Below are 22,018 nucleotides of genomic sequence, written 5' to 3' on the forward strand. Positions count from 1 at the left end.
CCATTCCCGGCGCTTCTTCTATTATACTATTAAACTTTCTCTCTTTAAAGATCCCTGCAAACCAAAAGACTAGAGAGTATGATCATTCTGCTGTACGGACCCGCATGCTGTTCCGTTTTTTCATTATATACCCTTTAGTAGGCGAAAACAGGAAAACAAGGGCAAATAGTATTCCATTGGCAGCTGCCATGCTTCCGGATATCGATGCATTCAGCCAGCTTGCAGCGAAATATCCGCCGACAGCCGCAGCCGCTCCGATCAATGCACTATAGATAAGCATGGTCCCAAGCCTGTCTGTCAGCAGGTATGCTGATGCTCCCGGTGCAATCAGCATAGCAACGACAAGAACTGCCCCGACGCTGTCAAAAGAAGCTACAGTCGTAATCGAGACCATCCCCATGAGCAGGTAATGGATGAACAGAACCGGAATCCCTATCGCTGCTGCCATCTGGGGATCAAAAGATGTAATTTTGAATTCCTTGTAGAATAATCCGATCAGCAGCAGATTGAACAGCAGAACACCCCCAAGCATCAGAAAGGCTTTCGGGACTTCTGGAAGCATTCCAATCCGGACGACATCCCAGGGAACAAAAGCAATCTCCCCCATCAATGCATGGTCTACATCCAGGTGGACATTTTCAGCAAAAAGCGAGACCAGGATTACTCCTACAGCAAACAGGAAGGTGAACACTACACCGATTGAAGCATCCTCCTGAACGCCGCTGCTGTTAAAGGTCTGGACAAGGAAGGCCGTTGCGAGCCCCGTAGCTGCTGCTCCAAGGAGCATGTAAAATCCGTTCATGCTCTCGCTGATCAGAAAAGCAAGGACGATCCCAAGGAGCACGGTATGGCTGATGGCATCGGCAAGCATGGACAGCTTCCGCAATATCAGGAAGCATCCGGTGATGGCACAGGTGATTCCGGCCAGTGATCCTACTGCCAATATCCATAATTCATAGCTCATAGATTCTCTCTCCTTTCTGGAAGGGGAAAAGGTGAAAGGGCCGGCATCATATTATATTGCCAGAGCAGTTTCTCAGCTCTTTCGGCAAGCGGATCTGACGGTTTTACCATCAGCTTTTCAGCCAGCGCTTCCCTCTGGTCCTCATTGAATTCTTCACTGTGCATCAGGCAAAGTTCATTTATGCGCCCTTTCAGCGTCAGGATATAACCTTCGAGAACGCCTTTGTCCGTAAGCATCCAGCCTCCTGGATCTTTTGCAATTAAATGCTCCTTGTACAGGTCGCTCATCAGCTTCATGGTATGTGATTTTGAGAAAGCGAGCTCATCGGAGATCCTGCTTTCGGCAATGATCATTTGTTCCTTTCCTGTCTCCCTGTAAGCAGATTCTGTCAGTTTGTACATTGCCCTAAGCACCTGGCTCCTCTTCGTCTTCCTGTTAAAGACGATTCTTTTGGCCAGCTTTGTCAGCAGTCCTCTCTGCGGGGCAGCCAGGACAGAGAACAGAAATAAGCCAGTAGCGGTAACAACAATGAACGGCCCAGTTGCAAGACCCTGCCCCAGCGTGCTCAGAAGGGTTCCCGCCATTCCTGATAAGGCCCCGAATCCTCCTGAAATGACGACCATTTTCCCAAGTGACTCTGTCCAATACCTTGCTGCAACGCTTGGAGTGATCAGCATTGCAGCCATAAGGATTACGCCTACTGCCTGGATACCGATGACGACAGTGGCAGCCAGAAGGGTAAGAAACATAAAGTTCAGCCAGCCGGCAGGAAGTCCGAGCCCCCTCGCAAAATCAGGATCGAAGGTCAGGACCTTCAGCTCTTTAAAGAACAGTAAAGTTACCACGATGAGCACGGCAGAAGCCCCTGCCATCAGCTTTACATCGCTCCCTACCATGGAAGCAGCCTGCCCGAAGATAAAGTCATCCAGCCCGCTCTTGTTGCCTGCAGGCGATTGGGATATCTTTGTCAGCAGGACAATCCCGAATCCGAAAAATACAGACAATACCAGGCAAATCGCGCTATCCTCTTTTAAAATTGAGCTCGAAGTGATGAATTGGATGCAATAGGCGGAAAGCAGACCGGTAATTGCTGCTCCGATAAGGAGGGCAGGGAGAGATTTTTCACCTGTGAGCATAAAAGCAATGCATATCCCCGGCAATGCTGCATGTGCAACCGCATCCCCGATCAGGCTCTGCTTTCTTAGAAGTGCTATGCTTCCAAGCACTCCGCTTGCCACTCCCAGCAGCATTGTTCCGAAGAGGACCCACTGTGTATTCGCGCTGCCCAGCATTTGCAATAGTTCATTCATATAAAACACCTCACTTTTGCTCGACCATCACTTGGCCCTTTTCCAGGAAGGCCAGTTTGCCGCCATATGTCTTGTGCAGGTTTTCCATTGTAAATGTTTTATCTGCCGGACCGTGGGCTATGGTTCTCATATTAAGCAGAATGACAGAATCAAAATACTCTTTTACAGTCTGCAGGTCGTGATGCACGACCAGCACCGTTTTACCCTGGGCCTTCAATTCATTCAGCAGGCTGATGATTGCCCTTTCCGTAGCAGCATCCACCCCGACAAATGGTTCATCCATGAAATAGACGCTTGCATCCTGTGCAAGTGCCCTTGCAAGGAAGACCCGCTGCTGCTGCCCTCCTGACAGCTGGCTGATCTGCCTGTGCTGAAAAGCTTCCATCCCTACTTTGCGCAGGCATTCCCTTGCTGCTTCTACATCGGCCTTTTTAGGACGCTTGAACCAGCCGACATGGCCGTATCGCCCCATAAGGACAACATCAAGCGCATTCGTCGGGAAATCCCAGTCTACCGTTCCCCTTTGCGGCACATACCCAACGAGCCTGTCTTTGGGCCGGTATTCTTTGCCGTAAACCTTTATCTCCCCCGAGGCTTTCGGAATCAGGCCCAGTATGGCTTTAATAAGCGTAGATTTTCCGGCTCCATTCGGCCCGATTATTCCTACCAGGCTTCCTTCCCCAACTGAAAAGCTTACATCGCTCAGGACCGGCTTCTTCTGATATGCGACTGTCAGATTTTTTATCTCTACTGGATTCATGGCCTTTCCTCCTATTTCAGCGCTTTCGCGATGGTATCGACATTATGCCTATACATCCCCAGATAAGTTCCTTCCTCTGTCCCTTCCTCTCCCATTGCGTCAGAGAACAGCTCCCCTCCAATAGAAACGGTATGGCCTTTTTCCTTTGCACCTTCTATGACCGCGTTGATGGATCTTTCCGAGATGCTCGATTCAACGAAAACTGCCTTAATATTGCGCGAAACCAGTGTATCAACTAGCTCCTGAACGTCACCGAGTCCGTATTCGGCATCTGTGCTCAATCCCTGAAGGCCCATCACTTCCATATTGTATGCTCTTCCGAAATAGCCAAAAGCATCATGGGCTGTAACCAGCACACGCTGTTCTTCCGGAATCCCTGCCATTTCCTTTTCCGCAAATCGTTTTAATTCATCCATTTCCGCAAAATAGGCATCTGCATTTTCCCGGTAATATTGTTCATTATCAGGATCTGCCTTAATCAGTCCTTCTTCTGCCTTTTCCAGAGCTGTTTTCCATAGATCGATATCGAACCATACGTGGGGATCATGGGCTTTGCTGCCATCTGCAGACAAAAGTTTTTCTTGTTCTATAGATTCAGCTATGGCGTATGTGGGTTTCTGTTCGTTCATTTTCTCAAAGATATCAAGCATCTTCCCCTCCAGGTGCAGACCGCTGTAAAAAATGACATCCGCTTCCTGAAGCTTCTCCATATCACCCTGTGTTGCTTTATAAAGATGGGGGTCTGTGCCCGGCCCCATCAAACTGTGCACTTCCGCCTTATCCCCCGCTATTATTTTCACAGCATCGGCTATCTGCCCGATCGTTGTGGTGATATAAAGCTTCTCTCCATCCCCTTCACTTTCAGCGGTCGTCCCGGAGCATCCTCCCAGCATAATCAGACTAAAAGCAAAAGCCAGCATCATCCATTTTTTCAATTCCAACACCTCTTCCTTCTTTTTTTCTTCATCCTCAGTCCTAAATTGTATGCACCTCTTTTAGTGATGTGCACACTTTTTAAACATAACTATAAATTTTAAACTAAAACATAAAAGTTTCCCTTGGTAAACATTTTAACCTCATTGTAAGATATGTCAATCTATTTTATAAAAAGGCTGTGTTAGCTTACCTTGTTGATTTTGGGCTCATTCGTGTAAAACTCTGTTTTACACCATTTCAGCACAGCTGAAATGCAGCCAAAAACCAACAACAGTGTTTAACAAAGCAAATAAAAAAAATAAACCGGCTGCGCCGGTTTAGGGTTGATATGGCTTTATAGAAAGATTGCACTGGGTATACCATCTTTCTTTTGGAATCACATGTGATACAGTAAGGATCAGGGACGGAACTTTCTCGAGAGTAAAAATGATCATGCCGATTTGTTCATCTATGATAGAAAAGGAATCGCCGTGTGAACTTTGCACAAAAGTTTTGCCCAGCTGTATGAGCGAACTGAAGATAGCCTGTTTGATTTCAGGATCCAGCCCGATATTCGGGGAAAACCTTAATATCCATTCCTCATTCCCTATCAAGAACCTGAACATCTTCTCACCTTTTTCTTTGTTTTTCAGCAGGCTGCACCTTATTCAGGATGAAGTCTGCTGTTTTATAATTTATGAGAAAAAGGGCTGAAAATGACAAGCAATCTCTCCTATTCATAATATCCGTTCGATCTGCAGCTCCCTGCTGTATCTTAAGTCAATGAGGCGGTCTTCTGTCTGCACAAGTGCGGATAAAGGATCATATGGGTGAATCATCAGGATCCTTCCCTCTGACTGGTCTGTCAGCCTGACCCTTGAACCGGCCAGGCTGTTCATCAGGTTTTGGATAAAAATAAGCATAAAACCAGGTTCAAATGAACCGAAAGCGCCATCCTTCATTTTGCGCATGACCTGGTAAAAAGGCAGGGCCTCATGGTAAATGCGTGCAGACGACATAGCATGGAAAACATCTGCAATGGCTGTGATTTTCGCTAAATGCTCTATTTCCCTTCCTTTCAGGCCCAGCGGATATCCCCTTCCGTCTTCTCTTTCATGATGCTGCAGAACAATAAGGGCTGCTTTTGGGCTGACAGCATCCAAATCCCTGACCATTTCATATCCATAAACAGTATGAAGTTTCATTTTTTCATATTCTGATAGAGTAAGTTTTCCGGGTTTTGATAGAATTTCATCCGGAATCTTAATTTTACCGATATCGTGAAGGATGGATCCCAGAAGCAAATCCTCCATCAGGGCTCCGCCAATGCCAAGCCAGCGTCCGATCATCCCGGCTATCATACTGACACATACGGCATGGCTCGAGGTATATCTGTCTTTTCTGTCGAGCTGATGGAAAACATGGGACACTCCGGGAATATCAGCAAGTGTCCGGATGGCAGGCAATATATCTTTTTTGATTGCAGTTATTCCAACACCCTTCCCTAGTCTTGCTCCAGCAAATATATCCTCCACCTGCTTCGCCGCATGATCGATCAGCCCGGCAGTATCCTTCCCGCCTTCTCCATCGCTTATGCAGCCTGAAGCAAACGCCGGAGGTCCTGGCCTGTCTCTTTTCAGCTGGAAAAGGAGCCGATCGATTTCTGCTGAAGATAAAGGCTTCTCCCTGCCGGGTTCCTTAAAGGTTCTCACCATCTCACCCTGCCTCCAGAATTATTTTATAGCTTTAATTTTAACAAAAACAGGAAAAGCCACCTATCATTTTTTATCCTTTTTTTCATAAATACAAAAGATTCGAAAAATTTAAGGGATTTTTGTAAAAATTCTGCATTATTCCTTGACTGGAAATTTTCCTTCGTGTATATTATAGACATCATTTAACAGAATAATTTATTAAGTTATAGTACCAGTTTATTATTCTGCTAGTGATAATATTTATTTCGACACAATCTGTGTCTTGAAAGGCTTAGGAGGAAAAGTTCACATGCAAAACGGCAAAGTTAAATGGTTCAATAACGAAAAAGGTTTTGGTTTTATAGAAGTTGAAGGCGGAGACGATGTGTTCGTTCACTTCACTGCTATCCAAGGCGACGGCTTCAAGTCTTTGGAAGAAGGCCAGGAAGTTTCTTTTGAAATCGTTGAAGGAAACCGCGGACCTCAAGCAGCTAATGTTGTAAAACTTTAATCAGCACTTATAGATAATTGGCCCATTGGAGACCAATTAAAAAAGGCTGGCATTTTGCCAGCCTTTTTTACATAGGTAAGTAAAAGCGGCAGAAGACTGTTTCTAAGACAGTCTGCTGCCGCATTTTTTTATTTTTTCCCCGATCGTGCATTGAGTAATGCAAAATCGGTGGGCGAACCTCTTCCCTTTTTCTTCTTTGTGATACTTGTGGAGAAAGCAGCCTTTGCAGTACTGTTCCATAAGCTCTTCTGTTTCTTTATAGATATCCTTACGTTCCAACTCTGTCCTTCCTTTCCTCTTCAGAAAACAATTATCCCAGCTTTTATATAATCTGCATCCTGCTGTTGATCAGCTTTCCTTCCAGCGCCTGGCTGGCCAGCTTATCCGCTTCTTTATTCTCGGACCTCGGTACAGGCTCATATTTCGGCTCAAGGCCAAGTTTTTTTATTTTCTCTTCTATCCGGTCAAGCCATCTGTTCAAACTCTCTTCATAACAGGGCCATTCACCTTCAAGCTGCTTAAGCACGACCTGTGAATCACCAAGGAAGCGGCATGTCATATGATGAGCTCCCATTTCTTCCAGCAGTGTAACAGCATAATGCATGGCAGCATATTCCGCTTCGTTATTTGTTTCCATTTCGCTGATTCTTTCATTGGCCCGGATGCGGAATTTCTTTTTTCCCTGCTTATAATAAATGACTGCTCCCAGTCCAGCCTGATAGGTATCTTTATTGAATCCTCCGTCAAAGTACACGGTTATGTCATGAGGCTCGGCCTCCACTTCGGCCAGCAGCTTCCTCATTTCCTTCAGTGACCAGCCGGTTCCCATCTCATCGAAAAACTCAAGATCCAGGGCCTTTCCTCCCTTTTCGAGGTCTCCGCCGAGCTCGAGCGCAGTTTCCCCGTCCATCCAATCTGAGGTGAACCGGATTCCGTCTGTTCCTTTCAGCCTGTAGAGCCACTCTAACTTGTATTTCATAGTATCCGCCTTTCGCTACAGTATCAAGTATTTGTTTAGCCTATTCCAGTTCATGCACAAGTATCACAAAATTGCTAAAACTTTCACTTCTCCTGAGATGTGTCTTTCCTTCTATATTCACGCTATAATGGTCAAGGACAATTAAATATATGGCGGTTCGCAACTTCCCGCACTATCAAAACTAGGAGGATCTCATGTTTAACGAATGGTTTGGCTTCATTTTTGCTTTAGTTAATTTTGCTTTTGTCCTATTATTTTACCGCATTTTCGGCAAAACCGGACTTTTTGTCTGGATTGGCCTTTCTACTGTACTTGCCAATCTGCAGGTTATAAAAACAATTGAAATATTCGGGATGACCGCCACCCTGGGAAATGCCATGTATGGCACCGCCTTCCTTGTTACGGACATCCTGAACGAAAAGTACGGTAAAGAAGAAGCGAAAAAGGCGGTCTGGCTTGGATTTTTGACACTTCTGTCCATGACAGTGATCATGCAGATGGTGCTGTTTTTCAAACCGCATGAAATCGATATGGCACAAGGTGCATTAAGCACGATTTTCTCGTTTCTTCCGCAAATAGCGCTGGGAAGCCTTGCAGCTTATCTTGCAAGCCAGTTCCTGGATGTATATATTTTTCAGTTCCTGAAAAGAAAATTCCCTAAAGACAACCAGTTTTGGATCAGGAATAACGGAAGTACGATCATCAGCCAGTTTGTTGATACACTCGTTTTTACCGGGATTGCTTTTGCAGGGGTCTTTCCCTTCAATGAATGGATCCAGATATTCATTACAACTTACCTGCTGAAGTTCTTTGTTGCCATCCTGGATACGCCTTTTGGCTATCTTGCCAAGAAGATGCATAAAACAAATAAGGCGAAAACATCCATCGACCAATAGAATGAAGAGAGTGCCGCGGCACTCTTTTTTTTTGCATTCACGGTGATAAGAAAGAACCGTTTCTGTGATAAACTTACATATAGTGTTACCCGTTCTCATGCGGGATAAGCAAGTTTCATTCTTTTATATGGAGGATTTGCGATGATGATCGAAGTATATATCGACGGTGCAAGCGCCGGCAACCCGGGACCAAGCGGCGCCGGAATTTTCATCAAGGCTGGAGGCACTGTTGAACGCCATAGCATACCGCTCGGTGAAATGAGCAATCATGAGGCAGAATACCACGCTTTTATCCACGGACTGGAGATTTGCCTGCAAAATGGCTACAGGACCGTTTCTTTTCGGACTGATTCCCAGCTTGTGAATGCAGCAGTCGAGAAGGAATTCGTCAAAAACCCTCTTTACAGCAGTCTGCTGGAAAAAGCTCTGGGCCTCTCCAGGCAGTTCGACCTTTTCTTTATGAAATGGATTCCAAGCAGTGAGAATAAAACAGCCGATGAACTGGCCAGGAAAGCGGTCCGCGGCAATGGGAAAGATGGGACCGTCGAATGAAACAGTCCCGGTCATTGGCAGATATCTGCCTTCTTCTGGTAGCACTCGTGTGGGGTGCAACCTTTGTGCTGGTCCAGAATGCCATTTCTTTTCTGGAGCCTTTCACATTCAATGCGGTGCGTTTTTTTATCGCAGGTATGCTCCTTGCCGTGTGGCTCGTTATTTTTAAACGGGAGCAGCTGGTCCATCTCAATTGGAAGCTGGTGTCCTCCGGAATATTTATTGGCCTTTGGCTGTTTGCAGGATATGCCTTCCAGACAGCCGGCCTTCTTTATACAACTTCTTCAAAAGCAGGCTTTATTACGGGCTTAAGTGTAGTGATGGTCCCTTTATTATCATTTGCTCTCCTGAAAATGAAGCCAGGCGGCAACAGCGTCATCGGAGTGGCTGCTGCGGCGGCCGGCCTCTATCTGCTCGCCATGACTGATGCATCTTCCCTGAACAAAGGGGATATGCTGACCTTTGTCTGTGCTGCAGGATTTGCCCTTCATATCATTTTCACCGGCAAATTCAGCAAACATCATCCGGCCCTGCTTTTGACTGTTGTGCAAATACTGACTGTGTCAGCTCTTTCAAGTGTTTCTGCTATCTTTTTCGAGGATTGGCAGTCAGCTCTTAATCCTGATATCATCCTCGAAGCAAATGTGGTTACAGCTTTGCTGGTGACTTCCCTATTTGCAACCGCTCTCGCCTTTTTGGCTCAAACTGCCTTCCAGAAATTCACCACTCCCACGAGAGTGGCGCTAATCTTTGCAATGGAGCCAGTCTTTGCCGCGGCAGCCGGTTATTTCTGGGCAGGGGACCGCCTTACCATTACAGCCCTTGCTGGATGCGGGCTGATTTTTGCGGGCATGGTCTATGCAGAGATGCCTTCGAGTAAGGAAAAACGAGCAGCGGCCCGTGAGCAAAAATCCGCTTAATATAGAAGACAGCAGAAAGCACGGCTGAATGCCGTTTATAGAGACGATAGGCCCTGGCACTTGCCAGGGCCTATATTTCTTCTCCGGCAGCTGCACCAATCCAAACTGCAGGATAAAAAAAGAGGAGAGGCACGGGCCTCCCCTCTGGCTTATATAGCCAAAAGCTCTTTTTGTTTGATGAAATGGAGCGCTTCTTTGCGGGTAGTGATCCCATTTGCTATCAGCATTTCCAGCAGGGACACATAAAAGCTCCCGTCAAAGGCTTTTTGTGCTTTTAGTGTTATTTCGATAGCGGCATTTGCCAGTTCATCCGAGGCATTCGTATATTGCTTGCCAAAGTATACAAATCCTTTTGCGTCTTCACGGAATTGAAAGCCTTTGCTTTCAAGGTGAGTCAAATATTCTTCAACGGTTTTCAATATGCTGCAGCTCCCTGAATCTTGTCATCCTATCTTCTAAATTTTACCTTAAATTTCGACAATTTTCTATCTTTTTTTGAGAGCAGATAGCCTGCCGAACCGGTAAGGATTCCAAGCAGGGCGCCTCCCAGCACTTCCTGTGGCTGATGCCCGAGCATTTCTTTAAGCTTTTTCGGTTTTTCTTCACTGAATTCAACAGCTTCATCTTTATGGACTTTGTCCATCAGCTCTTCCATAGAGTTAACCTTCAAGGTCAGCTCGCCCGTCTGCCTCCGAATACCCTGGGCATCATACATGACAATCAGGCCGAACACAAGGGACAAAGCAAAATCAATTGTCGGCATCCCGCGTTTCAGGGCGATGAATGTAGTCAGGGAGGACACGCCTGCTGAATGGGAACTCGGCATCCCCCCTGTCTGGAAAAACAAACCCGGCTTCCATTCCCTTTTCTTTAGAAAGTGGAGAGGTATTTTCATGCCCTGTGCAAGGCAGATGCTGAGCAGCGCTACAATTACTCCTTTATTCAATGGCCATCACCTCATCTTATATTGTGAAGATGAGGGGGTTTAAATATTCGTTTGGCAAATACTAAAGCTGCAGGTGCAATAATCAGCAGCTGCATACCTTTTCCGGAGGTGAATGCACGTGAGTAAAAACGGCCATGCCAACAGGGGGAAAAAAGCCCCTGGCGTCAATCCCCAAGGCTACGGACAGGATGCCGAGTTTGCCGAAGAGCCAAAAAGCAAGCTTGAGAATGCTGCAAAAAAGAAAAATACGAAATAACAGCAAAAGGAGCTGCAGCTATGGCAGCTCCTCCAATCTTATACTATGCTGAACTCAGGCAAGGCTCTTACTTTCCTCAAGCTTTTCGAGGTGCCTGTACAGCCCCCTTAATTCCAGTTCACTGAACTTTTCCATCGCCTTTTGCTGATTGATTTTATAAACGGCATCCTCCAGTACGCATTCGACTGGTACATCGCATTTAATCTCTGCCAGCTGCCTGCTCAGATGGAGCATTTCCAGCCCCTCTTCAATTTTAGCTTTTTGCGCTTTTGTGAGCTTATCCAGATTCTCGATAACGCCATCCACATGTTCGAACTGCTGCAGAAGCTTCAATGCTGTTTTTTCGCCGATTCCTTTTACCCCTGGATAGTTATCGCTTGGATCTCCCATAAAAGCTTTGAGGTCGATCATCTGCCTTGGCGTAATCCCTTTTTCTTCATAAAAGGTGTCTGCTGTATGGACAAGATAATTGCCAAACCCTTTTTTAAGCAGGATGACCGAAATATCTTCGTCAAGGAGCTGCAGAATATCCTGATCGCCCGTCAGGATTGAAACCCTGGCCTCCTGCTGAAGATTTCTCGCAATCGTGCCGATGCAGTCATCGGCTTCAAACCCGGCCAGCCCGATGTTGGGAATATCCAAAGCTTCTACAGCTTCTTTAACCAGATCGAACTGTGGAAGCAGTTCGATTGGAGCTTCTGAGCGGTTTGCTTTATATTCGCTGAACATTTCAGTCCTGAAGGTTTTGCTGCCCATATCCCAGCAAACAGCCACATGTGTTGGCTTAAAGGATGATACGGCCGTGAAAAAATGCTTCAGGAATCCCTGGATCGCATTAGTCGGAACCCCTTTTGAATTGATCATAAACTGGCCGGTGACAGCAGTTGCAAAGAACGCCCTGAATAAGAGCGCCATGCCATCAACAAGCAGCAGGGAAGGTTTATTTTCATTCATATTGTACAGCCCCTTTTCTCTTCATATTTCACTATTATAACATGGATGAAGACACGGCTTCCCTGTAAAGATTTAGGGTCCTTTAACAGTAAAAAGGCCTTGTAAAGGCCTTTCTGTTTACAGGTCCATCACTCTGCCTGCGGGTCTTTTTTTATGACTTCTATTCCCTTTTCTTTGAGTACATACTGCATGGCAACCCTTGCTTTGACTACATTGTTATTCAGCACCATGGAATATTTCTTTCCATCCTTAAAGGTCACAATGAATTTGTCATCAGTTGCTATTCCTCCTGATAGTTTGGCTGTCTGCTCCGCAGCTGCCACTTCATCCCATGTGTATGTTTTTTCCTTCAGCGAAAAAATAGGGTCGATGGTAATGCCCTTCTGGTCTGCATAATGATACCCATCTGTACTAAGCAGGATGAGCAGCACACCAATAACAGCACTGCCTGCCAATAACCCTTTCAATCCTGCTGTCATTCTCTGCCTGCTAATGAGAACAGCTGCAGTTATGCATATGGCTGCAAGCAGCAGCAGGCCGGCAATGAAAACGCCATAAGCAGCCCTCAATGGTTCAAAGAACCATTCCCCTGATGGTGAAAACAGGATTTCCTGCAGAGGTATCAGGATGAAAATCGGCACAAAACACGACGACAATATCAAGATGATCGCACATGAAACAAAGATTTGGCTCTTTTCCGTTTTTCTCTTTTTTGTAATGGTATAGCCTGTGCTCATGAAAAAAGATCCCCCTAATAATATTTCAGAACCTTCTCAATTATACAATAGAAGCAAAAGTAAAAAAATCCCTTTTTAAGGGATTTTCTTTTTATTTGCCAGCTGCCTGAGCGACTGGATTCTCCTCATAGGAAATCCAGTCGCTGAAGCTGCCGATATAGAGCTTTACATTTTCATAGCCTGCTTCCTTTAAAGCAATGTAATTCGGGGCGGCCGTGACGCCTGAACCGCAATAAACAATGACAGAATCTTCCGGGCTGATGCTGCTGAATCTTTTTCTTTGTCCTTCTGCATTCCTGTATTTTCCGCCATAGAATCCGTCTGTCCATGGGTAATTGACGGCTCCGGGAATATGGCCCGCTTTTTTATCAATAGGCTCCTCTATTCCCAGATAGCGTTTTTTCTCCCGTGAATCTATTAAGGTTTTCTTGCTTTCAGCCGCGGAAACCTTTTTTGCCTCTTCTGCATCAGCCAGTATATCGGCATTCAGGCTTAAGTTATATTCACTCCTCGCAATGTGGGGAATTTCTTTTGTCACAGGCTGTCCTTCCTTCTTCCATGCTTTGAAGCCGCCATTCAGGACATAGACGTTTTCCTGGCCGGCATATTTCAGCAGCCACCATAATCTTGCAGCAAACGCCCCTTCTCCGCCGTCATAAGCAATGACAGTTGAATGATTGGAGATTCCCGCCTGTTCAAGTTTTCCCTTGAAATCATCCATATCCGGGAGGGGGTGCCTTCCGCCATGCTTTGACACTTGTCCGGAAAGGTCCTTTTCCAAGTGAAAATAAACAGCGCCCGGGATATGTTCCTCAAGATAGGCCTGTTCCCCTTTTTCCGGCTCCCCCAGACTGAACCGGCAATCACAGAACCTGACGTCTTCGCTGCCGAGCCCTTCTACCACCTCATTCAGTTCTTTCACCCATTTCATTTTCTTTTCCCCCTTCCCTTTTCTCCATCAGTTTCCTGACATTTTCCTTTGGATTCCAGCAATTGAATCTGTAATATGGCAATGTGTCAAAGCCGAGCCGCCTGCACCGGTACTCCATTTTCCCCCCGGCCCTCTCTGCCTGGAAATGGATGCAGGTAGCACAAGCATGAAATGATTTCCCCATCATTCCCCCCTAAATATCGAGAAGTTCCCAAAGCCATTGGTTCAGCTTCCCCCTGGTATTTTCCCTATTGCCGGCCTCCCCTGCCGGAGTGTCCAGCTGGTTTGTCTGCCGGAATAAAAGGACTTCCAATTCTGCTCTTTCGCTTTCCTTTATCAGTCTGCCGCTGGCCTTCGCTTCTCCAAGGATATGATAGTGTTGCAGTACTTTGGCAAAGTCCTGTGCTTCAGGTGCACAGGCAAAGAGATCGGTCCAGGGCACAGCTTTATTTTCTTTTGACAGCATTCCTGCCAGCAGGCCGGACCTTGCAGCGTGGATCAGCTGTTTCTGCCTCCTTGGCGTCAATTCCTTGCCCGTGATTTCTTTTAAGTTCCGAACCATCAGTCCCTGATAATGCTTTGCAAGCTTAAAAGAAGAATATTCTTCACTGATGAAGTTCCGGAGGCGGCTGGCAAAATCCTGCCTGTCAATATAGACGATTGGCGAATACGCCCATTCATACAGGCTCGGATTCGATTTTTCCAGCAGGCTGAAAGCCTTTAACAAATCCCAGCCTGCCGAGTCTGCAGGCGAGGCATGGACGATTGTCTGCTGCTCAGGCTTTAATGCTAAATAGCTGCGTACCTCATTGTATTTGTAAATAAAACGAACATCGTAATCCGATTGTTCGGAAGCCGTTCCCCAGGCGCGGCTTCCTGCTTCACATGCATAATATATGGTGATGTTATGCTTCTTTTCCAGGTCCTGAAGCCACTCCTTCACGCGATCACCCTTTACTGCCAGATGTGAACTGGACGAGTGAGCGCTCCAGTTCAGTCAACTTTTCAAGAGGAATTTCATCACTCAGCGCCGCGGAAATCCCTTCAAAGTATTCTGCTGCCTGATCTGCCATTTCGGCAGTCAGCTTTCGGTATTCTTCTTCCAGAATGCCTGCATAATAGTCTTTCAGCCTGCTGCTCCCGGAAGACAGGTAATGGTCAGCCGGTCCATCCAGCACTTTGTGCAGTTCCTCGCCCAGCTGTTTTCTGCCATCCTGTTCAAAGAATGTCTTCGGACTTTTAAAATAGCTTAAAGCCTTTTTGAACAGCACGTGCTCCAGGTCCGAAAAAGCGGATGTGAAATCAAGCCCTGAATGGCTGGAGACTTCAAATTCTGTAAACGTAATGTCTCCGCTGATTTTGCTGATGGAAGATACCAGGGAGGCCTGGGCTTCCTTTGCCAGCTTGCCGGCGAATACCTCAAGTCTCAGCGAGGTCGCCCTCATCTCCTGGGCAAAATCAAACCCGAAAGAGCTTAGAAAGTCTGCCAGGGCATCCTGGAGTGCTTTCTTCATATTCCTTCCATCATCTTTCAGGACAGAAGGATTAAAGGCTTCTTTGATAAAATCGCCGAACCTGAAAAATACCCGCTGCTTAATGTAAAAAATGAGCTCATCCGCTTCCTGTTCAAGCCTTTTCTTCAGCACCAGGGAAGAGCCTTTTTCAAGAATATCCCGGACTCCAGCCTTCTCCCCCGCTATCTTCTCGCGTTTCATCTGCTTTGCCGACTCATCTTCCCGGGAAGAGCGGATAAAGCTCCTGAGCTGGCCGATTGCGCGTTCCCATTCATTTTCAGCCGAGTTTACGGCAATGGCGGAGAGCTCGCTGGAAATGAACGAATAAAACCGTTTCTCGAACTCTGCCAAATAAGATTTGCCGGCTGCCTTCCCCAGCTTCTCCTGCAGTCCAAGAAGACTTGAGACCGGATACAGATGCGGCCGGCGAATACCATACTGAGTCAGCTGATCTTCCACATAGCGGAGCACAGACTCCATCTCCTCCTCACTTGAGGCGAGATCCACTGCATTGACGGCAAAGAACATTTTGTCGAGTTCGAAAGACTCCTTCACCCTTCCAAGCTGGATGAGGAATTCCCTGTCAGCCCTTGAAAATGCATGATTATAATAGGTGACAAAAAGGATGGCATCAGAATTTTTTATATAATCGAATGCAACGCCTGTATGGCGGGCATTGATGGAATCCGCTCCAGGAGTGTCGACAAGGGTGATGCCCTGCCTCGTCAATGGGCAGTCATAAAACACCTCAATCAGCTCCACCAGACAGGATTTCTCTTCATCTGCCACAAAGGCCCCGAATTCTGCCAGACTCGCTGTCATCGTATCTCCCAGCTTGGCACGGTACTCCGGATAACCTTTCGAAAAGGCATTCAGAAATGCCAGATGGGTTTTTTCACTGCTGTTCAGATCCCCTGCTTCACTAAGCTTCCCGATTTTTCGCAGGGCATCTTCAAGATCTGATGCCTGTTCATTGAAAGCCTTAAGGGAACGATTGACATCTCCGTAAAGAACCTCGGCTGTTTTGAAATGCACAAGGCTTGTGCCATGGGCATGGTCATGATCGACAGGCCTGATCTTATTGATTGCTGCTGTAGTAGGATTTGGCGAAACCGGCAGCAGCCTTTCGCCAATCAGCGCATTTGCGAACGATGACTTGCCGGCACTGAAGGCTCCGAATAATGCAACCGTATAGTCCTTGTCCTTCAGCCGCGCTGCTTTTCTGGCCAATTCGGAAGCAGTCTTGGAAAAGCCGGGAACGCCCTTCAGATTTTCAGCTGTAAATATTAGCTTTTTGATTATGTCATCCGGGTCTGCGCTTCGCCCGGCAAATTGAAGCTCTTCTTCTTCCATCTCTGCTTTATCGTTCACCTTATCTGCAAAGTTTTCTTCTTCATCCGGCGCAACTTCGGCTGTTTCTGTGTCCGCTGTCAGCTCGATTGCGCTGGCACTGAGCTGATCAGAAGGATAGTCTTCATGGATTACATGCTCCAGCCTCATTTTTGCGGCCAGCTGTTTTTCTTTCATTTCATTCAGGCTGATCCACGCTTTTGCAAGACCTTTGATTTCCCTGTATTCCGCTTCTGATTTTTCAATGGCTTCGGAAGAGTTTTCTGCCGCCTTTTGGATCATGATATTTTTGATCTGTCCGAAATGATCCTTAGCCGTTTTTTTCACCGCTGAGGCAACATCCTCTGTATAGTTAAGCACATATTCACCTGTCAGCATGGCTCCGCTTTTCACAGTCTGTTCGATCATCTGCGCTGTAAACGGGATGGAGAAGCTTTGCACAGCCTCCAGCAGTTCAGGATCATGGAGCTCTTTTTCTTTTATGGTTCTTGAAAACACTTCCTTTATATGCCAGACCAGCTCTGACTTCACCCGATCGTGCAGATCCTGATAAAAAGCATCAAGGCGGCGGGCTGATTCCTCCCCGGTTTTCTGGCGTGAGAAAAACAGGCCGACTTTGAATCCCGGCTGACGGGATTCGAGATACTTTTCTGCAAGCTCCCTTGTCTGGTAAGGCATCAGGTAAGCATTCTTTAATACCTTTTCCAGCTCCTTTCCAAGATGTTCCTGGAAGGAATCCCTTTCTGCCTTTCTCTTATTGAGCTTATCCTCCAAAGCAGCAGCGTCCTTTTCTAAAGTCTCCCTCCGCTGTGCCGGAAGCCCTTCCAATATTCCGTTCAAACGCTGTTCTTCTGACTCATCGAGCGCCTCCCGGAATCGGATATGCTCATCAGCGAGCCTTTTTATAGCTTCCTCTGCCGCCCGGGGAAGCAATTCCCTGCTTAAAGCCATCTTTTCATGGATGAATTGGCGCAGCTTTCCGAACTGATTATGAGGATGATTCTCTTGCTTTAGTGATGTATAAAAAATATGTTCAGGCTGAACCCCCCAGGAAGAAAATGACTCTCTCACACTGGCTTTGAACTTAGCCATGCTTATTTCTTCTTCACGGTGTTTGTCAATCTGATTGATGATCAGATAAATCTCTTTTCCAGCAGCGGCAAGCTCTTTTGTAAACAGAAAATTAAGCTCTGACTGGACATGATTATAATCCATCACGTAAAAAATGAGGTCGGAAAGGTGAAGGGCAGATTCTGTTGAAATTCTGTGGGCGTCATCTGCCGAATCGATTCCCGGTGTATCCATGACTGCAATATTCTCCGGAAGGCTTGTTCCCGGCTTGCTGATTTCGATCGAGTGGATCTGGCCGCCATCCCGGCAATACTGCTTTACACGCTCATAATCATATGGAGCAGGATAGAGGCGGGGATTTCCTTCTTTAAAATAGACCTTGGCATAATCCTCCCCCGCTTTAATTTTCACTAAATTGGCGCTGGTAGGGATCGGGCTTGACGGCAAGAGGTCTTCACCGATGATTTTATTGATCATGCTTGATTTTCCGGCTGAGAAGTGGCCGCAAAAAGCAATAGTAAACTCATCCCGGCTGATTTTTCTGGCAAGCTGGCCCGCCTTTTCCGCTGTGTGGGCATCTTTCTGTTCTGCTAAATAATCATGAAGGGCAGCGGCTTTGTTGAGCATCTCTGCTGTCCGCTGTTCTGGCAATGTGAATGACATCCGATACTTCTCCTTGCTTTTATGAATTTACTATCATTTTAAACGATAATTCGCTCTTTTCATATATTTATAACTATGCAGCTGCAAGGCCGTGCGGAAGGAGCTTTTATAAGCTAAAGGCTTTGTTGAACATTGTTGCTGTGCTGAAATGCGTGTATAACAGAGTTTTACACGCGTGAGCCCAAAATCAACAAGGTACACTAACCCAGCCAAGCTAAAAAATATAAACAAAAAACCCTTTCCTTAAAGGGAAAGGGCCTGGGATATTTTATTTCACTGTCTGCGGCTTAGCAACATGGCTTAAGACGTGCTTCATGACAAACGAGTATACAGCAATCACACCTATTATAAAAACAGATACCATATGTAACACCGTCCTTGGTTGAATTATTTTTTCAATTGAGAATAATATTCAGCCTCATTTAGAAGTTTAGCATTAATGATAATCATTTTCAACTGCTTTCTTCAGGAATTCGTTTTCTTCCAGGAAGAAAACGGTTATGCTGCAATTTTTGCCGGTATTCAGTCAGGCCGCTGAGAGCCTGTTCTTCTGCAGGTATCCTGACCGAGAGGATGGCAAGATTGAGAATTGAAAATACGGCCAATGTCCAGTACGCCTGGAACATCAGAGGAAAAGCGAGGAATTCCAAGGTTACAATTACATAGTTCGGATGCCGGATGAACCGGTAAGGCCCCCTCATGACCACATTGGCATGTGGTATAACCAGGATTTTTGTATTCCAGTACTTCCCCAGGGAAAGCAGCGCCCACAGCCTGCCAGCCTGCGTGATGATGATCACTGTTAAAATAGCTGGCCACAAGGATGAAAGAGTCCTGCCCCCCCACAAAACCTCAAAACTGTAAAAAAGAAAGAAAGAAGCATGAATCATGACCATTATACTGTAGTGCCCCTTGCCAAACTCAAGGGCTCCCCGGCCTTTCATCCATTTTTCATTGCTTCTGGCTACTGCCAGTTCCCCGACCCTTTGCAGCATGATGATCAAAATAAAAACGGTGAACAAATCCATATCATTCCCACCTCAGCAACAGCAGTTCAGAGCTGAAGCCCGGCCCCAGTGCAGCCGCAATCCCAAGCTCGCCTGCCTTCCCTTTTTCCATGAATCTTCTCAGTACATACAAGATCGTAGCAGAAGACATATTGCCGAACTCCTTCAGCACCTGAAGGGATATATCTGTCATATGGGGAGAAAACTGCAGGCTGGTGACATAGGCATCCAGCACCTTTTTCCCGCCGGGATGAGCGACAAAATGTTCTATTTCGTCCAGCCTGGTGTCCATCCTTTTCAGAAAGCTTTCTACATTGGGCTTGAGCCAGTTTTCAATGATGGAGGGAATATCCTTGGAAAACACTACAAAGAGACCCTCGTTCCTCACATCCCACCCCATTACGTCAAGAGAATCTGGCATGGTTGTCGAAGCTGTGCCAATTATCCTTGGAATGGCGTGAGAACGCTCCATATTAACCAATTCCGCATGATCACCGGCCATTAAGACACATGCAGCACCGTCCGCAAATAAAGATGTGCCGATCAGATTGCTTTTGCTCCGATCATTTTTCTGGAAGGTCAGGCTGCAAAGCTCGACTGCCAGGACAATCACTTTCGCCTTTGGATAAGCAAGGCAGTACTCATAAGCCCTTGATAACCCTGACGCTCCTCCGGCACAGCCGAGCCCCCATAAAGGGATCCTTTTTATATGCTGTGAAAAAGGCAGGACGTTCATGATTCTTGCGTCCAGGCTTGGAGTGGCAATTCCGCTGCTTGTCACCATGAATATGGCATCAATCTCCGAATAATCTATTTTTCGTCCCAGAAACTGTCTGTTATGGAGGCAATTCCGTATGGCCTCTGACCCAAGCTCTACCGCACACTCAATAAAAGCCTCATTCTTTTCTTCAAAAGAATGTTCACGCCTGTACCAGTCCATTCCTTTGGCAAAATGCCTCTTATGTATCTGGCCATTATGGAAGGCTTTTAAAAGCCTTTCAACATCCTTGAAGGACTCCGAAAACAAGTCCCTTGCAAACTCCATTACTTGTCCCTGCTCCAGCCTGTGGGCAGGAATGGCTTCAGCAGCCGAGATGATAGCTGGCATTCTAATACGCTCCTCGCTCTATAAACAATTCCTTGTTAATTTTTCCAAACAAAGAAGTATTATACACAGGTTTTCAACCGGAATGGAAATCCGGAAGCGCATGTACAGGGGCACGAAACAAAAAAAAAGCTTCCCCGCCCGGAGGAAGCTTCACGTTTTGAAGGAGTTGCTGTGCTCTTTTATTATATATTGTTTTACAGGGGCATTCATTATTTAATCTTTTCCAATTAATATCCACCTGGAGCGATACTTTTATCCCTGCTGCTTTTGCCCTGTGTATCCCGGGAAATAATCAGGGGTATTTTTGCAAAAACATACTACCAGCATCGGGAAATTATGTTAATATTAATGATAGCTGGTTGCTGGAGGGATCGTTCATGTCATTGACAAAAAGTATTGAAGATATCATTAGCGGGACTATTGAATCAATTAAAAGTGTTTTTCCTTTTGAGTCTTCAGTTGAGGAGCCGGCGCAATTTTCACAGCCCTTTACACAGCATAGCATCGGTGTGCTGATTGGAATGACGGGCGATTTGCCGGGCAGAATCATTATAGATGGAGAAGAGCAGGTTTTCAGCAAAATCGGCGAAGCTATGTTTGGTATGCTTCTGGAAGGTGAAATGCTGGAATCTTTTGCAGGTGAACTCGGAAACATGATTGCCGGCAATCTATCAATTTATTTATCAGGGCAGGGCCTGCAAATTGATATCACCACCCCTACTGTCCTTGTAGGCGAGACGAAGGTCTATGGGTTTGAGAAGGCCTACAGCCTGCCTGTAAAGATTGCAGGCGCAGGTGAGCTGATGGTCGTCCTGATGCTTGAATAATCTCAGCGCACGCCTATCAGCTGGATAAAAAGAAAAGACATCCCCCGGCACATCGCCGGGGGATTTGGCTATCCTGTCTAAAATCCTTTAATCGTCATGCCGCCATCAACAAATAGTGTCTGGCCGGTCACATAGCTGCCGGCAGCACTCGCCAGGAATACTGTCGGACCAACCAGCTCTTCAAGCTCGCCGACCCTGTTCAGCGGCGTAACATCCAATATTTCCTGCAGATATTCCGGATCTGCAAGGAGCTTTTCTGTAAGCGGCGTTTTGAAATACCACGGACCTATTGCATTGACGTTAATATTATAAGGGCCCCATTCCATGGCAAGTACTTTAGTCATCTGGATTAAAGCCGCTTTTGTTGCTGCATACACAACCCCCGTCCTTAAAGCGACATGTCCGGCAACTGAGGCAATTGTAATGATTCTGCCAGGTGTCCCGCTGTCCTTCATAATCCTTCCGGCCTCCTGGGAGACCATGAAAGCGGATTTGAGATTCGTATCCATAATTGTCTGCCATTCTTCATCTGTTACATCAAGCGCTTTAGAACGGATATTCATGCCTGCATTGTTGACGGCAATATCCAGTCTTCCCCAATGTTCTGCAGCGGTTCTGACTGCATTATGTACATCTTCCCTTTTGGCTGCATCAGCCTGGATGACGATGGCCTCCCTACCAGTCTTCCTCACTTCTGCGGCGGTTTCCTCCAGATCGGCCTTCGTTCTTGCCAGCAGGGCTACATCTGCGCCTGCCTCTGCCAGCCCAATCGCAAGGGCCCGTCCTATTCCCCGCCCCGCACCGGTCACTAATGCCTTTTTCCCCTCTACCCTGAAATCAGGCAAATACATATCCATCACCCTTTTTAGAAAATTCATATAAATTTTAACATACAGCATGCCAGGACACCTAACTCTCTGCCTCATGCAGGAAAAAGGGCACGCAGCCGGCGCCCTTTTAGCCTATTCCTTGGAATTATCAGATGAAAGCTCCTGTGCCTGGACGTTTATAATAATCTTTTTGCCTGCAGCAGAACCGCATACTTTACAGCTTCCCTCTTCATTGTAAAGGAGCCTGCAATGCTCACAATAGAACTTTTCCACTTTTTCACCCTCAGTCTGTATTGCTGCAATTATATTTTATTTTAATAAAA

General features: G+C 46.4%; 26 protein-coding genes. 6 read left to right on the forward strand and 20 right to left on the reverse strand.

Annotated elements, in window-relative coordinates:
- Positions 1 to 82: 82 nt before the first annotated feature.
- The 6 genes from FZD51_RS08360 to FZD51_RS08385 all read right to left on the reverse strand — a co-directional run bounded on the left by FZD51_RS08360 (position 83) and on the right by FZD51_RS08385 (position 5,664).
- On the reverse strand, positions 83 to 964 hold the full coding sequence (locus tag FZD51_RS08360) for a metal ABC transporter permease (protein ID WP_148974369.1): 882 nt from the start codon (positions 962 to 964) through the stop codon (positions 83 to 85).
- Positions 961 to 2,274 (reverse strand): metal ABC transporter permease, encoded by a 1,314-nt coding sequence (locus tag FZD51_RS08365; protein ID WP_262380813.1) that lies wholly within the window; start codon positions 2,272 to 2,274, stop codon positions 961 to 963. The genes FZD51_RS08360 and FZD51_RS08365 overlap by 4 nt, the downstream gene beginning before the upstream one ends.
- Positions 2,275 to 2,284: 10 nt before the next feature.
- Entirely contained in the window at positions 2,285 to 3,034 is a 750-nt protein-coding gene (locus FZD51_RS08370; protein ID WP_148974370.1) for a metal ABC transporter ATP-binding protein, read from the reverse strand.
- An 11-nt stretch (positions 3,035 to 3,045) separates the two neighbouring features.
- Positions 3,046 to 3,969: a metal ABC transporter solute-binding protein, Zn/Mn family gene (locus FZD51_RS08375; protein ID WP_148974371.1), complete on the reverse strand. Its 924-nt coding sequence runs from the start codon at positions 3,967 to 3,969 to the stop codon at positions 3,046 to 3,048.
- 318 nt (positions 3,970 to 4,287) lie between these two features.
- The gene (locus FZD51_RS08380) at positions 4,288 to 4,575 is read right to left on the reverse strand and encodes a hypothetical protein (RefSeq protein ID WP_148974372.1); all 288 of its coding nucleotides are present in this window, start codon (positions 4,573 to 4,575) and stop codon (positions 4,288 to 4,290) included.
- Between the two features lie 111 nt (positions 4,576 to 4,686).
- Positions 4,687 to 5,664: an HD-GYP domain-containing protein gene (locus FZD51_RS08385; protein WP_148974373.1), complete on the reverse strand. Its 978-nt coding sequence runs from the start codon at positions 5,662 to 5,664 to the stop codon at positions 4,687 to 4,689.
- Positions 5,665 to 5,953: 289 nt separating this feature from the next.
- Here FZD51_RS08385 and cspD point away from each other — a divergent pair, with 289 nt between their 5' ends.
- Positions 5,954 to 6,154 (forward strand): cold-shock protein CspD, encoded by a 201-nt coding sequence (gene cspD / locus FZD51_RS08390; protein WP_009791749.1) that lies wholly within the window; start codon positions 5,954 to 5,956, stop codon positions 6,152 to 6,154.
- Positions 6,155 to 6,256: 102 nt separating this feature from the next.
- Here the strand turns inward: cspD and FZD51_RS08395 are convergent, their stop codons facing one another.
- Together FZD51_RS08395 and FZD51_RS08400 are read right to left on the reverse strand one after the other, a co-directional pair.
- Positions 6,257 to 6,433 carry a zinc-finger domain-containing protein gene (locus FZD51_RS08395; RefSeq protein ID WP_009791750.1) on the reverse strand — a complete coding sequence of 59 codons (177 nt, stop codon included), beginning with the start codon at positions 6,431 to 6,433 and terminating at the stop codon, positions 6,257 to 6,259.
- A gap of 43 nt (positions 6,434 to 6,476) precedes the next feature.
- A complete protein-coding gene (locus tag FZD51_RS08400; RefSeq protein WP_148974374.1) occupies positions 6,477 to 7,133 on the reverse strand; it encodes a ribonuclease H family protein in 657 nt (218 codons plus the stop codon).
- Positions 7,134 to 7,327: 194 nt separating this feature from the next.
- Here FZD51_RS08400 and FZD51_RS08405 point away from each other — a divergent pair, with 194 nt between their 5' ends.
- The 3 genes from FZD51_RS08405 (at position 7,328) to FZD51_RS08415 (ending at position 9,501) form a co-directional block, all read left to right on the forward strand.
- A complete protein-coding gene (locus FZD51_RS08405; protein WP_148974375.1) occupies positions 7,328 to 8,029 on the forward strand; it encodes a queuosine precursor transporter in 702 nt (233 codons plus the stop codon).
- Positions 8,030 to 8,173: 144 nt separating this feature from the next.
- The gene (locus tag FZD51_RS08410) at positions 8,174 to 8,581 is read left to right on the forward strand and encodes a reverse transcriptase-like protein (RefSeq protein ID WP_148974568.1); all 408 of its coding nucleotides are present in this window, start codon (positions 8,174 to 8,176) and stop codon (positions 8,579 to 8,581) included.
- Positions 8,578 to 9,501, forward strand: coding sequence for a DMT family transporter (locus tag FZD51_RS08415; protein WP_148974376.1), 924 nt, complete (start codon positions 8,578 to 8,580; stop codon positions 9,499 to 9,501). The genes FZD51_RS08410 and FZD51_RS08415 overlap by 4 nt, the downstream gene beginning before the upstream one ends.
- Positions 9,502 to 9,650: 149 nt before the next feature.
- Here FZD51_RS08415 and FZD51_RS08420 read toward each other — a convergent pair whose 3' ends face one another.
- Together FZD51_RS08420 and FZD51_RS08425 are read right to left on the reverse strand one after the other, a co-directional pair.
- Positions 9,651 to 9,920, reverse strand: a complete 270-nt coding sequence (locus FZD51_RS08420; RefSeq protein ID WP_101550137.1) for a DUF6123 family protein — start codon at positions 9,918 to 9,920, stop codon at positions 9,651 to 9,653.
- A 29-nt stretch (positions 9,921 to 9,949) separates the two neighbouring features.
- Positions 9,950 to 10,447, reverse strand: a complete 498-nt coding sequence (locus FZD51_RS08425) for a divergent PAP2 family protein (RefSeq protein WP_148974377.1) — start codon at positions 10,445 to 10,447, stop codon at positions 9,950 to 9,952.
- Positions 10,448 to 10,565: 118 nt separating this feature from the next.
- Here FZD51_RS08425 and sspL point away from each other — a divergent pair, with 118 nt between their 5' ends.
- The gene (sspL, locus tag FZD51_RS08430) at positions 10,566 to 10,703 is read left to right on the forward strand and encodes a small, acid-soluble spore protein L (RefSeq protein ID WP_022544111.1); all 138 of its coding nucleotides are present in this window, start codon (positions 10,566 to 10,568) and stop codon (positions 10,701 to 10,703) included.
- A gap of 54 nt (positions 10,704 to 10,757) precedes the next feature.
- On the opposite strand, the gene FZD51_RS08435 is transcribed toward sspL, so the two are convergent.
- The 8 genes from FZD51_RS08435 to FZD51_RS08470 form a co-directional block, all read right to left on the reverse strand.
- Positions 10,758 to 11,657: a 5'-3' exonuclease gene (locus FZD51_RS08435; protein ID WP_148974378.1), complete on the reverse strand. Its 900-nt coding sequence runs from the start codon at positions 11,655 to 11,657 to the stop codon at positions 10,758 to 10,760.
- 128 nt (positions 11,658 to 11,785) lie between these two features.
- Positions 11,786 to 12,394, reverse strand: coding sequence for a hypothetical protein (locus FZD51_RS08440; protein ID WP_148974379.1), 609 nt, complete (start codon positions 12,392 to 12,394; stop codon positions 11,786 to 11,788).
- Between the two features lie 91 nt (positions 12,395 to 12,485).
- Positions 12,486 to 13,325, reverse strand: a complete 840-nt coding sequence (locus tag FZD51_RS08445) for a sulfurtransferase (RefSeq protein WP_148974380.1) — start codon at positions 13,323 to 13,325, stop codon at positions 12,486 to 12,488.
- Positions 13,300 to 13,512, reverse strand: coding sequence for a hypothetical protein (locus FZD51_RS08450; RefSeq protein ID WP_148974381.1), 213 nt, complete (start codon positions 13,510 to 13,512; stop codon positions 13,300 to 13,302). The genes FZD51_RS08445 and FZD51_RS08450 overlap by 26 nt, the downstream gene beginning before the upstream one ends.
- Before the next feature lie 6 nt (positions 13,513 to 13,518).
- Complete coding sequence (locus FZD51_RS08455) at positions 13,519 to 14,268, reverse strand: nucleotidyltransferase domain-containing protein (RefSeq protein WP_187445682.1); 750 nt, start codon at positions 14,266 to 14,268, stop codon at positions 13,519 to 13,521.
- A 4-nt stretch (positions 14,269 to 14,272) separates the two neighbouring features.
- On the reverse strand, positions 14,273 to 17,923 hold the full coding sequence (locus FZD51_RS08460) for a dynamin family protein (RefSeq protein ID WP_148974383.1): 3,651 nt from the start codon (positions 17,921 to 17,923) through the stop codon (positions 14,273 to 14,275).
- Positions 17,924 to 18,375: 452 nt separating this feature from the next.
- Positions 18,376 to 18,951, reverse strand: a complete 576-nt coding sequence (locus FZD51_RS08465) for an isoprenylcysteine carboxyl methyltransferase family protein (RefSeq protein ID WP_148974384.1) — start codon at positions 18,949 to 18,951, stop codon at positions 18,376 to 18,378.
- Position 18,952: 1 nt separating this feature from the next.
- Positions 18,953 to 20,038, reverse strand: coding sequence for a type III polyketide synthase (locus FZD51_RS08470; RefSeq protein WP_148974385.1), 1,086 nt, complete (start codon positions 20,036 to 20,038; stop codon positions 18,953 to 18,955).
- Positions 20,039 to 20,415: 377 nt separating this feature from the next.
- Here FZD51_RS08470 and FZD51_RS08475 point away from each other — a divergent pair, with 377 nt between their 5' ends.
- Complete coding sequence (locus tag FZD51_RS08475) at positions 20,416 to 20,865, forward strand: chemotaxis protein CheX (RefSeq protein ID WP_148974386.1); 450 nt, start codon at positions 20,416 to 20,418, stop codon at positions 20,863 to 20,865.
- 77 nt (positions 20,866 to 20,942) lie between these two features.
- Here the strand turns inward: FZD51_RS08475 and FZD51_RS08480 are convergent, their stop codons facing one another.
- Both FZD51_RS08480 and FZD51_RS26090 read right to left on the reverse strand, forming a co-directional pair.
- Positions 20,943 to 21,716 carry an SDR family NAD(P)-dependent oxidoreductase gene (locus FZD51_RS08480; RefSeq protein ID WP_148974569.1) on the reverse strand — a complete coding sequence of 258 codons (774 nt, stop codon included), beginning with the start codon at positions 21,714 to 21,716 and terminating at the stop codon, positions 20,943 to 20,945.
- Between the two features lie 111 nt (positions 21,717 to 21,827).
- Entirely contained in the window at positions 21,828 to 21,968 is a 141-nt protein-coding gene (locus FZD51_RS26090) for a hypothetical protein (protein WP_187445683.1), read from the reverse strand.
- Positions 21,969 to 22,018: the final 50 nt, after the last annotated feature.

Origin of the sequence: Bacillus infantis (assembly GCF_008180445.1) — a bacterium.
Taxonomy (GTDB): Bacteria; Bacillota; Bacilli; order Bacillales; family Cytobacillaceae; genus Bacillus_AB; species Bacillus_AB infantis_B.